Source organism: Streptomyces sp. NBC_00322, assembly GCF_036147535.1.
In the GTDB taxonomy this organism is placed as follows: Bacteria; Actinomycetota; Actinomycetes; order Streptomycetales; family Streptomycetaceae; genus Streptomyces.
In genome coordinates this window covers 5,384,954-5,398,083 of sequence record NZ_CP108019.1, presented here as the reverse complement: position 1 = coordinate 5,398,083, position 13,130 = coordinate 5,384,954, and the positions used below count along the sequence as shown (strand labels likewise).

The window sequence follows — 13,130 nt, the reverse complement described above, 5'->3', positions numbered from 1 at the left end:
ATGCCCCGCGCCGTACGCCGCGCGCCGTACGTCGTTTTGGGCTTTGCCCGTCCTTTGCGGTGCGTCATTGTTGCAGCCCGGGGCAGCAAGGGCGCGTCAGGCCATCACGGTGGCACGGAAGACCGTGCCGACTCCGGACACTTCGGCCTTTTCGCCCGCCGGCACGAAGGCGGACTGGCCCGGGGAGAGGGCGAGTTCACCGGCACGGACCGTGCCCGCTGTGCAGAGCAGGATCTGCGGGGTGCGGGTCGTCAGATCGCGGGGTGCGGCTCCGGGCGCGAGGACATAGCGGGAGAGCCGGAACTCGTCGATCGGCGTTTCGTAGACCTCCTCGCCCTCGGGCGAGGCCTCGGGGCGCAGGACGCCCGGGTCGCCCGACTCGAAGCGGACGACCCGCAGCAGCTCGGGGACGTCCACGTGCTTCGGCGTCAGCCCGCAGCGCAGCACGTTGTCGGAGTTGGCCATGATCTCCACGCCGAGGCCTTCGATGTAGGCGTGCGGGACTCCGGCGCCGAGGAACAGGGCCTCGCCGGGCTGCAGTTGGACGTGGTTGAGCAGCATGGCGGCGATCACGCCCGGGTCGCCGGGGAAGTGGTGCGCGACGGCTGCGTACGGGGCGTAGTCGCCGCCGAGCTCCTCGCAGGCGGCCGCGGCCTCGGTGACGGTGGCCGCCATTTCGTCGGGGGCGGCGCTCAGCACCGCGGTCAGGACCTCGCGCAGCGCGGCCTCCTCGGGGTGGGCGTGCAGGAGGTCGGCGTACGGCTTGAGCGAGTCCACGTCGAGACCGGCGAGGACGTCGGCGGCTTCGAGGGGCGGGCGGAAACCGCACAGGCCCTCGAAGGGGGTGAGCGCGCAGATCAGTTCGGGCTTGTGGTTGGCGTCCTTGTAGTTGCGGTGCGGGGCGTCGAGCGGGACGCCCGCGCTCTCCTCGGCGGCGTAACCCTCCTTGGCCTGGGCGAGGTTCGGGTGGACCTGGAGGGAGAGGGGGGCGCCGGCCGCGAGGATCTTGAGGAGGAAGGGCAGACGGGGGCCGAACTTCTCGACGGCCGCGGCGCCCAGCTCGCGTACGGGGTCGGCGGCGATGACCCCGGAGAGCGGCCGCTCCTCGTGGTCACGGGTGACGCGCGAGGGTGCTCCGGGGTGGGCACCCATCCACATCTCGGCCTGGGGCTCGCCGGTGGGGGCGATGCCGAGCAGCTCCGGGATGGCGGTCGTGGATCCCCAGGCGTAGGGGCGCACGGTGTTGGAGAGGCGGTCCATGGTCTGTGTTCTTCCCGGTTCTCGTGGTGACGTCTTACGCGTGGTGAACGGCTACGCGGGACGCTTGCGCGTGGTGACGGCTGCGGCGTGGCGGTGTCGTGGCGCTGCTGCGGCGCGATGGTTACGCGTTGGCGCCGTTGGCGCCGTTGCCCGCCAGGGCCAGGTAGACGGCGGCGAAGTCGGTGATCGCGAGGAGTTCGGCGATCGACTCCAGCTCGGTGCCGTCCTCCGGCTCCAGCTCGCTGATCGGGGTGTCGTGGCTGAGCGTGAGCTCGCGGGCGGCCGGGGCAGCGGTGAGGCCGCCGATGGGGCGGTCCCGCAGCAGTACGACCCGGGCGCGCAGCGCCTGCGGCTCGTCGACGCGGTCGCGGAAGAAGTCCTCCGGGTCAGCGCCGAGGGCGAAGTCGCCCACGAGGAGCCCGCCGTGCGCGGGGAGCGCCTCGGGCAGCTCGGCGACGAGGGCGGGGCAGCCGGCCAGCTCGGCAAGTACGGCGGCGAAACGCCGGCCGGCGGGGCCGGCGCCCACACCCTCCGTCCAGATCAGCGGAAGGCTGTCGGCGAGCTCGGCCGCGAGTGTCTTCGCCGGATTGCTGTACGTGGCGATGGCAGGGCCGCAGCGTTCGGCGGTCTTGTCCAGACGGTCGGCCACCTTCGCCAGGGTCTCCTGGGACGCCTCGAGCAGGCCGACCCTGTCGAGGAGGGCCAGGAGCGGGGTGAACAGCGCCCACAGGGCGCCCGGGCTCGCGGCCTGAGTCTCCTCGTACAGCTCGTGCGGGGCCTTGGCCATCGGGACGACCATGCCGTGCGTGCCGTCGACGGCCTCCGCGAGCGGGGAACCCTGCGGGGCCACGGCGACGACGGTGGAGCCGCGGCGGTACGCCTGCTCGGCGAGGAGTGCGAGGCCGGGTTCACTGCCGTCGGTGGTCGCGATGAGCAGCAGGTCCAGGGAGCCCGCCCAGCCCGGGAGCGCCCAGCGCAGGGCGCCGGCGGCGGGTGCGACGCCGGTGGGGTGCAGACGGGTGACGGGGGCGGAGGCGCCGGCCAGAGCGCCGATCAGGTCCGCGACTCCGGTGGCGGCGTGGCCGGGGCCGGCGACGAGGACGTGGCGGGGGCGGCCCTCGGGCTTCAGCTCGGCGATACCCGCCTCGGCGGCGTGCCGGGCGGCGGTGCGTACACGCGCCCCGGCCTCGGCTGCGCCACGGAGCAGTCCGCGGCGATCGGCGCGGGCCAGGGCTTCCGGGGCGTCGAGGAGTGACTCGTCGAGCATGGGGTTGGGCCTCCGATCGCCGTGCGGTTGTCGGTCAGGCGGGGCGACGTGCCTCGTCGACGAGGAGGACGGGGATTCCGTCCCGTACGGGGTAGGCCAGGCCGCAGTCCTTGCCGGTGCAGATCAGCTCGGGGGTCTCGGCTGCGGAGCTGTCGCTGAGGGGGGCGTGGCAGGCGGGGCAGGCGAGGATCTCGAGGAGGCCGGCTTCGAGCGGCATGTGCGGGGGTGTCCCTTCGGGTGGGCGGCGCGGTCACTTGCGTGCGGGTCGCTTGCGGGCCGCGGTTCGCGCGGTGCGGCCGCGGGTCGGACGGGCGGTCGCGGGTCTGCGGATCGGGCCACGTCAGCGTACCGCTGGGGGGAGGGGTGCGGCGCGTTCTGGGGGTACGGGGGGGCGGTTCTCCCCACACCCGCCCTTCCCGAAACCGGGGGGCGGGCCCCCGGGCCCCTGGGGCGGCAGCCTCGCGCCGCCGGGACATGGGCGGCCGGGGTGAGCCGTCGGCCTACGCCACCCGGGGGGAGTGGCGCCGGGCGTGAGCCGCACGGGCGGGCGGCGGGTCCGGGCGGGCTGCGGCGGTGCGCCGCGGAGGCGACCCTGGTTCCGGCGGGCAGCCGCCCGCACTGCAGCCCCACGTACCGCCGCTTCGCGCCGTGGGTTGGGCGCCACTCCGTCGGCGGACGGAACCGGAAGGCCGCGGGCAGGGCCGAGCGGCGGGCGTGCGCCGTAGAGGCGCGCCTGGTTCGGGCGGGCAGCCGACCGGACCACAGATCCCCGACGGCCGCCCCACGCCGTGGAGGAGGCTGCCGCTCACTCGGCAGAACGGACCAGAAGACCGGCCGAGGGGGCTCGGCCGAGCCGCGGGCGTGGTTCGGGCGGGCAGACGACCGCACCCCAGCCCCGCCGACGGCCGCCCGGGGGCTGCCGCTCGGCGGACGGGACCGGAAGACCCAGCGGCGGGCGGGCGTCGCGGAGGTGGGAGTGGCCGGATTCCTCCGCGTGCCGCAAACGCAGCGCCGCCCCGCCCCCACAGTGCCTCACGCCCCCCGGACCAGCCCCAGCACCTCGTCCCTCACCTTTGCCATCGTCTGGTCGTCCCGTGCCTCCACGTTCAGCCGCAGCAGCGGTTCCGTGTTCGACGGGCGGAGGTTGAACCACCAGTCCTCCGTCGAGACCGTCAGGCCGTCCAGCTCGTCGATCGTCACGTCGTCGCGCGACCCGTACGCCGCCTTCACCGCCGCCGTGCGGCCCGCCTGGTCGTCGACCGTGGAGTTGATCTCGCCCGAGCCCCGGTAGCGGTCGTACTGCGCGACCAGCGCCGACAGCGTGCCCTCCTGCGAGCCCAGCGCCGCCAGGACGTGGAGGGCCGCCAGCATGCCCGTGTCCGCGTTCCAGAAGTCGCGGAAGTAGTAGTGCGCGGAGTGCTCGCCGCCGAAGATCGCTCCCGTACGGGCCATCTCCTCCTTGATGAAGGAGTGGCCGACCCGCGTGCGCTGCGGCGTTCCCCCGTTCTCGCGCACGACCTCCGGGACGGACCACGACGTGATCAGGTTGTGGATCACCGTGCCGCCGGGGTGCTTCGCCAGTTCGCGCGCCGCGACCAGCGCCGTGATCGCCGACGGCGAGATGCCCTCGCCGCGCTCGTCGACGACGAAGCAGCGGTCCGCGTCCCCGTCGAAGGCGAGGCCCAGGTCCGCGCCCTCGGACCGGACGCGGGCCTGCAGGTCGACGATGTTCGCCGGGTCCAGCGGGTTCGCCTCATGATTGGGGAAGGTGCCGTCGAGCTCGAAGTACATCGGTACGAGGGTGACGGGCAGGGCGCCGAAGACCGTGGGGACCGTGTGGCCCCCCATGCCGTTGCCCGCGTCCACGACCACCTTGAGCGGGCGCATCGCCGACAGGTCCACGAGCGAGAGCAGATGCGCCGCGTAGTCGGTCAGCGTGTCGCGCTCGGTCACCTTGCCCGGCTCGGCCACCGGCTCCGGCGCGCCCTGTTCGGACCAGGACTCGACCAGTTGGCGGATGTCCGCCAGGCCCGTGTCCTGGCCGACCGGCGCGGCGCCCGCGCGGCACATCTTGATGCCGTTGTACTGCGCCGGATTGTGCGAGGCCGTGAACATCGCACCCGGCAGCCCGAAGTGCCCCGAAGCGAAGTACAGCTGGTCGGTCGAGCAGAGTCCGATCAGTGTGACGTCCGCGCCCCTGGCCGCGGCCCCCCGCGCGAACGCCCCCGAGAGCCCCGGCGACGACGGCCGCATGTCGTGGCCGACGACGATCGCTTCCGCGGCCGTCACCTGGACGAAGGCCGCCCCGAACAGTTCGGCCAGCGCCTCGTCCCACTGATCCGGCACCACCCCGCGGACGTCGTACGCCTTCACGATCTGCGACAGATCAGCAGTCACGGGCCCAACCCTCCTGAAAGTCCCTGAAGTCTCTGCGGTCACCTCAAAGCCTCAACGTACCCGCACAGGCTGGGGGAGCATTCAGCCCAGTGCCGCCGTGCGCACGGGACGGGAGCCGAAAAGGCTCGCTCAGGAGTCGGGGGAACGCAGCACCCGCAGATGGCCGCGGCGCGCGACCTCCCTCGGATCCGCCGTACGGCGGCCGTTCTGCGCGCCCGCCTCGGCCGTACGCCCCTGGGGGCGCGCCGCTTCCCGTACCGCATTGGCGAGCGCTTCGAGATCGTCGCCGCTGGGGCGGGCGGGGGCGGAGCCGTCGGTGAGCCGCACGACCTCCCAGCCGCGCGGGGCGGTCAGGCGCTCACTGTGCTCGGCGCACAGGTCGTAGCAGTGGGGCTCGGCATAGGTGGCGAGCGGGCCGAGGACCGCGGTCGAATCGGCATAGACGTACGTCAGTGTCGCGACGGCGGGGCGGCCGCACGCGGTGCGCGAACAGCGACGTACAGGGCTCACGACGTTGGACGGTACCGCACTCTTGAGCGGGCTGCGACGACTCTCCACCAGGTCACTCCACCGTGTCGTGGTGTGACACCCGACATATCGGCTCCCCGAGCAACTGGCCTGACCTGCACGGAAAGAGAAGCCCACACGCAGCCACCGCTCGTGATCCGGTCATGACTTGGCGTAAATGAGGTCAATCACGATGAGATCCGCGATCGCGAGGAGATATTCAATCGGACGCAAGCTTGGCCGGAATGTTCAATTAACGACAGGCTTTCGACCCGGCGCGCGCATGCGATCGCCGCGCGCCCTGGAGAGCTACGCTGCGTCAGTGATGGACAGTCCTGTACCGCCCCGCCCGACCGAGCCACGGCCGCGCCGTCGCGACCGCCACGGCCGCGGCATGCGAGGGCCGGTCGCCCCTCCCCAGGTACCCCTGGCCGCGAGCCGCGCCGAGTCCTTCCGTGACCTCGTGCAGGACTCGGTGGAGCGGCTGGAACGGCGCTGGCCGCAGCTGGCCGACGTCGACTTTCTCGTGCTGGACGTGCCGGGCGCACCGGAGGATTCCGTGCCGCTGGGCAGCTCGGCCCCGGCGGACAAGGGGCGCCCGGCACGGATCGTGGTCTACCGGCGGCCCGTCGAAATCCGTACGAAGAACCGCGACGAGCGGGCCCTGCTGGTGCACGAGGTGGTCGTGGAGCAGGTGGCGGAGCTGCTGGGGCTGTCTCCGGAGTCGGTGGACCCGCGGTACGGGCAGGACTGACCGGGCCCTCAGCCCTCTCAGACCTCCCCGCGCCCTCAGTCGTCCAGCACCGACAGGTCCTGCTCCGCCTCCGGCACCGCCACGGTCCCCCGGTCGTCCGGCAGCGTCTGCACCGTGAACATCGGGATCCCGTCCTTCGGCAGCGCCAGCGTGCGCGAGGCGTGCACCGGGCCGCCGGAAACCGTCTCCACGGTCAGCGCGTACGAGCCCTTCAGCCCGGCGGGCACCGGCGGGACGACCGCCAGGGTCGTGCCCGCCTTGACCTTGTACGTCTTGACGACCTGGGTGCCGCCTTCGGTGCCCGCCGACGCGGTGACCTTGACCTCGGCCGCCGCGCCCGGGGCGGTCAGCGAGAGCGTCGAGCCCTTGGCGCGGTTGTCGGCGACGCTCGCCCGCTCCCCCACCGGCGCGGCCGCCGGAATGAAGGCGACCTCCTGCTTGTCGCCCTTGCCGCGTACGACACGCAGCGCCGCCACCACCGGCGTCGCCCGGCCGCTCTGGGACGGGCTGAGGATCAGGGACCCGGCCTCGCCCTTGGTCACGTCCAGCAGGTCCACGCTCGCGGTCATCCCCGACTTGACGTGCAGCGTCTCGTGTCCTGCCGGGACGATCTTCCCGCCCGGGCCCGCGAGTTGCACCTTGAGGTCGGCGTCGTCCTCGCCGGGCGCGAAGGCCACCAGGCGTACCGACGTGGCGTCCGCGGGGATGCCCGGCAGCACGGCGGTGCCGGACGGGTCGGCCGATGCGGTGAGCCAGTCGCTGCCCGCCTTGTCGTCGGCGGCGCGCAGCACGGCGCCCACGCGGCCCGTACGGGTGGTGACATGGACGGTCAGATCGGCGGCCGGGTCGGATGTCAGGGTGGACAGCAGCACGGGGACGCTCGACCCGGCCGGGACCGGGATGCCCTCGGTCAGCGTGGTCTTGAGCGCACCGTCCTTGCCGAACAGCTCGATGTCGGCCACGGCCGGGGTGTCGTCCGGGTTGGTGAGGTGGACGTAGTCGTGGCGTTCCTTGGCAGTGGACGCGCCCGGGAACCAGAAGTCGGTGTCGGGCCCGGTGCAGCTGACGCCGAGCAGGCCGCGCGCGTCGCCCGCGGTCTCCGTGGTGGTCTGCTGGGCGCTCCAGCCGGGCGCGAGGCGGCCGGTGGCCGTCCCGACGAGCGCGGGGGCCTCGCCGCCGCTCGCCTTGGCGGCGACGGGCTTGCCGGGCTCCTTCAGCGCAAGGACCGCCTTGTCGGGCGCCGGCTTCTTCGCGTCCTTGGCCCCCTTCGCGCCCTTCGCCGCGTCGCCCTTCTTGGTCTTGTCCTTGGCCGGGGCGGTGTCCGTCTCGGCCAGTACGGCGGCGGACGGCTTCAGTTCGGCCGTGCCGTCCTTGGCGTCACCGCTCTTGCCCGCCGGCGTGAACGAGGTGTACGCGGTCTCGGCGAGCTCGGAGGTGCTGGGCGCGGGGCAGAGCAGGCTGGAGCGTTCGACGGGCAGCCGCGCCGGGGCCTTCGCCTCGGTCTCGGCGCCGCTGCTGGGCGCGGTGAGCGCGGCGAGGCCGGTGATCGCGGCGAGTGCGGTGGCGGTCGCGAGCAGGGAGATGGTTGTGCGGTTCACTCTGACTCGCCTCGCGTCGCGTTGCCGGTGGTGCCGTTCGTTCCGTTCGGGCCGGGCTGCTGGTCACTCTCGCCGCCGTAGGCGTAGGGGTCGTACTGCTGCCCCTCCTGGTACTGCCCGTCGCCGTAGCCCGTGTTCTGGTACGGGTCCTGGTACTGGTCGGCCTGATACGGCTGTTGCTGGTACTGCTCGCCGCCGTACTGCTGCTCACCGCCGTACTGAGCCCCCTGGTACTGCTCGTTGCCGTACGGGGCCGTGTATCCGCCGTCCGCGTACGACTGCGCGTCCCACTCGCCGTACTGCTGCTGCTGAGGCACAGCCGCGTACGGCGCCTGCTCGTCGAAGGACCGCGGTTCCTCGAAGGACTGCGGCTCGTACGCCTGTTGCCCGTGCTGCGCGAAGGCGTCCTGGTCGGTGGGGAGTTGGGCGTACGGATCCGCTTCGGTCTCCTCCTGCGAGGACTCCGCCTCCGCCTCCGCCTGGGCGCGCAGCCTGCGTGCCCTGCGCCCTTCGCCCTCCACCGCCTGCGCGGGTACGGCGATCTCCTCGGCGGGCAGATCGTCGTCGATCTCCCGGCGCCTGCCCGGCAGCGCGAGCACCAGCAGCACCAGCGCGAGCGCGCCCTGCGCCCAGATCCAGCCAGAGTGCGTGACGGGGTCGTCGTAGGACAGGTCGAGCCGGCCGCCCTCGGCGGGGAGTTCGAAGCCCTGGGCCCAGCCGTCGACGACCGTCTTGTTCAGTACGCGTCCGTCGAGGGTGGCCTGCCAGCCGGCGTCCGCGCGGTCCGCGATGCGCAGCACCCGGCCCGCCGCCCCCGCGGGGATCTTGGCGTGTGCCTCGACGGCGTCGGACGCGACGGGCAGCGGGTCGCCCTTGCCGCTGACGATGGTGGCCCGCGCGACCTGGCGGTCGACGCGCCACAGTGCGCTGCCGTCGAGCTGGCTGAGCCTGCTCAGGCCGGGCGTCGCGTCGAGGACGCGGCTGGTCTGGCGGGGTGCTCCGTCGCGTACGAGCAGGTAACGGATGGCGAAGCCGCTCAGCTCGCTGGTCTGGTCGGCGCCGGAGCCCGCCACGAGGTTCGCGACGATCTTGTCAAGCCGGGCGTCGCTGCCGCCCGCCCGCGCCAGTTCCGCGTCGCCGAGCCGCCCGCCGGAGCCGCGTACGAGGCTGTACGAGACCTTGGCGGCGGATGTTCCGCCGAGGACGAGGGTGCGCGGCTGGTCGCGGGTGTCGCTCTCCTCGGCCACGAAGGCGGGGACCTGGACGGGGTCGCGCCGCTCCAGCGGGTGTGCGGCACCTCCGATCATCCAGTTGAACGCGGCGAGCAGGGGCGCGATACCGGCGGCGAGTGCGATGAGGGCCGCGACGGGCTGGCGCCAGCCGAAGTTCTGGGCGGCGACGCGGGTACGGCCGCCTTCCGCGCCCAGGACGGCTGCGGCCAGCAGGGCGACGCCGTAGACGAGGGTGGCGGGTCCGGCCCAGCCGGAGCCGTTGGCGATCACCGCGAAGATCAGTCCGGTCAGCGCGACGGCCCAGGAGGCACGGATCGCGAACTGCCGCTCGCCGCGCAGCAGGGCGGCCAGCGCCGCGAGCACGATGCCGATGAGCAGGATCCCGCCCGCGGCCTTGGGGCCGCCGGGGCTGATGCCGAGGAGGTCGAGGGCGGAGGCCGATCCGTTGCCGAATTCGAGCCCCGCTTCGCGGATGAAGCCCGACGGCCCTGTCAGCAGGGTGAGCGACCAGGGCGCAAGGACCAGCAGCGGGGTGCCGACGGCGGCGACGAAGCGCAGCCCGTACGCCGTGATGTCGTCGCGGCGCAGGACGAGTACGGCGATGCCCAGGACGAGCGCGAGCGGCCACACGATGGGGGTGAACGCCATCGCGAGGGTGAGCAGGAGCGCGTAGGCCCAGGTGGCACGCCAGCTGCCGCGCCCGCTGCCGCTGATGCGCAGTCCGTGGGCCGCGACGCCCGCGCGGGCGGTGAGCGGCAGCAGGATCGCGAGGACTGCGGTGCCCAGACGTCCGGTCGCCAGTGCGCCGGTGGCGGCGGGCAGGAAGGCGTACGCGATGCTCGCCCAGGCCCGCAGCAGCCGGGATTCGACGATGGGGCGGGAGGCGAAGTACGCGCTGAGTCCGGCGAGCGGGACCGAGCAGACGAGCAGCACGGTCAGGGCGAAGCCGGTGGAGCCGAGGAAGAGGCTGGAAAGGGCCGCGAGCACCGCGAGGTAGGGGGGCGCGGTCTGGGTTCCGCCGGTGCCGAGGGGGTGCCAGTTGTCCGCGTACCGGGACCAGAGGTCGGAGACGTCGGAGGGCGCGGGCAGCAGGGCGCCGCCCGCGAGCGATCCGCCCCCGAACAGGTCGCGGCAGGCGATGACGGAGACGAGGAGCAGCACGGCGAAGAGGACAGGACCGGGCTTGCGGGCGATCTTCTTCAGGCGCGCGAACTGCTCGATCTCCAGGAAGTCGGCGTCGTCACCGCCCGGTCCTGATTCGACGGCGCCGTGGCGTGAGCCGCCGGAGTCGGCATCGGAGCCGCCGCCGATGTGGCCGGCGACCTGTTCGACGGTGGCGCGGACGGTCGCGCCGGGCGCCGGGAAGAGGGGGCGCAGTTCGCCCGCCTCCACCGAGCCGCCCTGCCTGGCTCTTCTGCGGCGTCCGGCGATGATCCGTTCGGGCCGCAGCAGGGTGCCGAAGAGTCCCATGACTTCGTCGACGGCCTGGCCGGGCACCTTGCCGACGAGGTAGGCGAGGGTGCGCAGCAGCGTGCCGAGGACGATGCGCAGCAGGACATAGGGGAGGGCGACGGTGCGTGCGTTCGTCAGCAGGGTGTAGACGGCGCCGGCCTTGTCGACGCGGTGGGGGCTGGCGACGGAGCGGCCCGCGCAGTCGACGGTGCGGCGTTCGCGGGCGGCGGCTTCGGCGTGCCGCAAGACGGCGTCGGGTGCGATGAGCACGCGGTGGCCGGCGGCGTGGGCGCGCCAGCACAGGTCGACGTCGTCGCGCATGAGGGGCAGTCGCCGGTCGAAGCCGCCGAGCTGTTCGAAGACGTCGCGGCGGATGAGCATGCCGGCGGAGGAGACGGACAGGACGGTGCGGATCTGGTCGTGCTGTCCCTGGTCCTGTTCGCGGCGGTCGAGTCCGGTCCAGCGGCGTCCGCTGTTGGCGATGGAGACGCCTGCTTCGAGCAGTTGCTTGCGGTCGTACCAGCCGCGGAGTTTGGGTCCGATGATCGCGGCGTGTTCGTCGGAGTCGGCCACGCGCAGGAGTTCGGCCAGGGCGTCGGGGGCGGGCGCGCAGTCGTCGTGGAGCAGCCACAGCCACTGGACGGGTTCCCCGTAGGGGAGTTCGGGCATGTCGTACGCGTCGTCGCGCCAGGTCCTGCTGACGGGGTCCCAGCCGCTGGGCCGCTTCAGATAGGGCAGGTCGTCGGGGGTGAGAACGCCCGCGGTGCGGGCGGCTTCCTCGACGGCGGTGCCGAATCCGGTGCGGCGTGCCAGGTGCAGTACGCGTTCGGCGCCGAGCGCTTCGGTGATCAGCCGCGCGGAGTCGTCGGCGCTGCCGGTGTCGGCGGCGATGACGTTCTGTACGGGGCGTTCCTGGCCGATGAGTCCGGCGAGGGCGTCGGGAAGCCAGCGCGCGCCGTCGTGGGAGACGAGCACGGCGGTGACGACATGCCGCGGGAACTCTGGCGGATGCGCTGGGGCGAACGCGGCTGTGGTGGCGGACATCGAGGTAGGGGCCCTCCGGCCGGGGGGTCGCCCCGTAGGGGCGTTGGAGCGTCTCGGACGGGGCCCCACACTAACGGCTGGTACCAGAGCGGTCCGCCGACTGCTGAGACTGCGCAGTCGGCGGACCGTGGTTTACGTACTGACTTGTGGTGTTTGGTCGGGCTTCTGTGGAGGTCTGGGCGTTGGTCTCGGTCTCGGGTATCCGTGCGGTGTTCAGACGGCGGCCTTCTTGAGCCGGCGGCGTTCGCGCTCGGACAGGCCGCCCCAGATACCGAATCGCTCGTCGTTGGCGAGGGCGTACTCGAGGCATTCGGAGCGGACCTCGCAGGCGAGACAGACCTTCTTGGCCTCGCGGGTCGAGCCGCCCTTCTCGGGGAAGAAGGACTCGGGATCGGTCTGGGCGCACAACGCGCGCTCCTGCCAGCCGAGTTCCTCGTCCGCGTCCTCGACCAGCAGTTGTTCGAACAGCTCGGTCATGTGCGCCCCTCGTCTGTTTTTGCGTCCCCGTGGTGTTGCTTGCCGTTATCGATTTCGGCCGAACGACACGAGTGAAATTACAAGTGCGGTGCTCCGGGCCAGTCAAGCCGAGATCTGCTATTGGGCCCGGTATTCACTCTGCGGAACCAAAGCTATGCGGAAAGTGTGCAAATCACCAAAAACCTGGCACTTGCCAGCGGCGCCTGCCCGCGACCCCCTGTCACGGGAGAAGACGCCGCAGGGTTCGATCATGTTGCGATCCAGCCATTTAAGCGATCCGGATCACAGTCCGATCACGGGACCTGTAGCGGCGTTTGCGAGCGCGGTTGCTGCGCCATGTCTCCCGGGTCGCGAGTGCACAAACCTTTCTCCGGGCGGAGTAACCGGATGAGGTGAAACATTGCCGCCAAATCGGGCATTGGGTTGACAAGTAAAGAACCCACCCGTCACCTTTGATCCCATGCCAGCGACCTCAGCGCACCTCGCGACCCCGCTCCGTGGGTTCCGCAGCGCTGTCCAGGCCCGCTGTTGCTGTTCCAGCTGTTGATGCGCCCGTAGCGCTCCGGCTTCTTCTCCGCATGTAGCTCAACCCGCATGTCCTGCGACCCCCTGCACTCTCTGCCGAGGAACCACCGCACCCATGAACAGCGACAGCGACCTCCAGATCGCCGGCGACATCCTCGCCGTACAGCACCTTCTCCAGCCCGCCCGGGAGCACCCGGCCACCGTCGCCGACTTCGTCGGTCTTGCCCGCTCCATCGCCGCAGACCGCGCGCAGTGGGCCCACCTCGTCCAGTACGACACCACGACCCGCTGGTACCACCGGCTGCGTACCGGCCCCGGCTACGAGGTGTGGCTGCTGTCCTGGGTCCCCGGTCAGGGCAGCGGACTGCACGACCACGGCCTGTCCTCCGGCGTGCTGACCGTCCTCGACGGCGAGCTCACCGAGCGCACCGAGCAGACGTCCCGCTCGCTGGCCGCGGGCGCGCAGCGGGTGTTCGCGCCCGGATATGTGCACGAGGTGGTCAATGATTCGCTCGAGCCTGCCGTCAGCCTGCACGTCTACCACCCGGGCCTGACCGATATGCCGATGCACAGCTCCCAGTGCTCCCCGGCCGACCGGGATGCCGTACCCGCCTGAC

10 protein-coding genes are annotated in these 13,130 nt (G+C 72.3%); 2 read left to right on the top strand and 8 right to left on the bottom strand.

What is annotated here, in order from left to right; translation table 11 throughout:
• Window positions 1–96: 96 nt before the first annotated feature.
• The 5 genes from manA to OG905_RS24700 form a co-directional block, all read right to left on the bottom strand.
• Entirely contained in the window at window positions 97–1,260 is a 1,164-nt protein-coding gene (gene manA / locus OG905_RS24720) for a mannose-6-phosphate isomerase, class I (protein WP_328677240.1), read from the bottom strand.
• Window positions 1,261–1,381: 121 nt separating this feature from the next.
• A complete protein-coding gene (locus OG905_RS24715; protein ID WP_328677237.1) occupies window positions 1,382–2,527 on the bottom strand; it encodes an SIS domain-containing protein in 1,146 nt (381 codons plus the stop codon).
• Window positions 2,528–2,561: 34 nt separating this feature from the next.
• The gene (locus OG905_RS24710) at window positions 2,562–2,744 is read right to left on the bottom strand and encodes a Trm112 family protein (RefSeq protein WP_266475891.1); all 183 of its coding nucleotides are present in this window, start codon (window positions 2,742–2,744) and stop codon (window positions 2,562–2,564) included.
• 815 nt (window positions 2,745–3,559) lie between these two features.
• Window positions 3,560–4,924, bottom strand: coding sequence for a phosphomannomutase/phosphoglucomutase (locus OG905_RS24705; RefSeq protein WP_328677234.1), 1,365 nt, complete (start codon window positions 4,922–4,924; stop codon window positions 3,560–3,562).
• A gap of 129 nt (window positions 4,925–5,053) precedes the next feature.
• Entirely contained in the window at window positions 5,054–5,482 is a 429-nt protein-coding gene (locus tag OG905_RS24700; RefSeq protein WP_266475888.1) for a DUF3499 domain-containing protein, read from the bottom strand.
• A gap of 274 nt (window positions 5,483–5,756) precedes the next feature.
• On the opposite strand from OG905_RS24700, the gene OG905_RS24695 reads away from it, so the two are divergent.
• Complete coding sequence (locus tag OG905_RS24695) at window positions 5,757–6,185, top strand: metallopeptidase family protein (RefSeq protein ID WP_328677231.1); 429 nt, start codon at window positions 5,757–5,759, stop codon at window positions 6,183–6,185.
• A gap of 35 nt (window positions 6,186–6,220) precedes the next feature.
• Here the strand turns inward: OG905_RS24695 and OG905_RS24690 are convergent, their stop codons facing one another.
• The 3 genes from OG905_RS24690 to OG905_RS24680 form a co-directional block, all read right to left on the bottom strand.
• Complete coding sequence (locus OG905_RS24690) at window positions 6,221–7,783, bottom strand: DUF5719 family protein (RefSeq protein ID WP_328677229.1); 1,563 nt, start codon at window positions 7,781–7,783, stop codon at window positions 6,221–6,223.
• Window positions 7,780–11,511, bottom strand: coding sequence for a glycosyltransferase family 2 protein (locus tag OG905_RS24685; RefSeq protein ID WP_328677227.1), 3,732 nt, complete (start codon window positions 11,509–11,511; stop codon window positions 7,780–7,782). The genes OG905_RS24690 and OG905_RS24685 overlap by 4 nt, the downstream gene beginning before the upstream one ends.
• A gap of 213 nt (window positions 11,512–11,724) precedes the next feature.
• Window positions 11,725–11,988, bottom strand: a complete 264-nt coding sequence (locus OG905_RS24680; RefSeq protein WP_023541320.1) for a WhiB family transcriptional regulator — start codon at window positions 11,986–11,988, stop codon at window positions 11,725–11,727.
• A 640-nt stretch (window positions 11,989–12,628) separates the two neighbouring features.
• Between OG905_RS24680 and OG905_RS24675 the strand changes: the two genes are divergently transcribed.
• Window positions 12,629–13,129: a cysteine dioxygenase gene (locus tag OG905_RS24675; RefSeq protein ID WP_328677184.1), complete on the top strand. Its 501-nt coding sequence runs from the start codon at window positions 12,629–12,631 to the stop codon at window positions 13,127–13,129.
• The last annotated feature ends 1 nt before the right edge of the window (window position 13,130 follow it).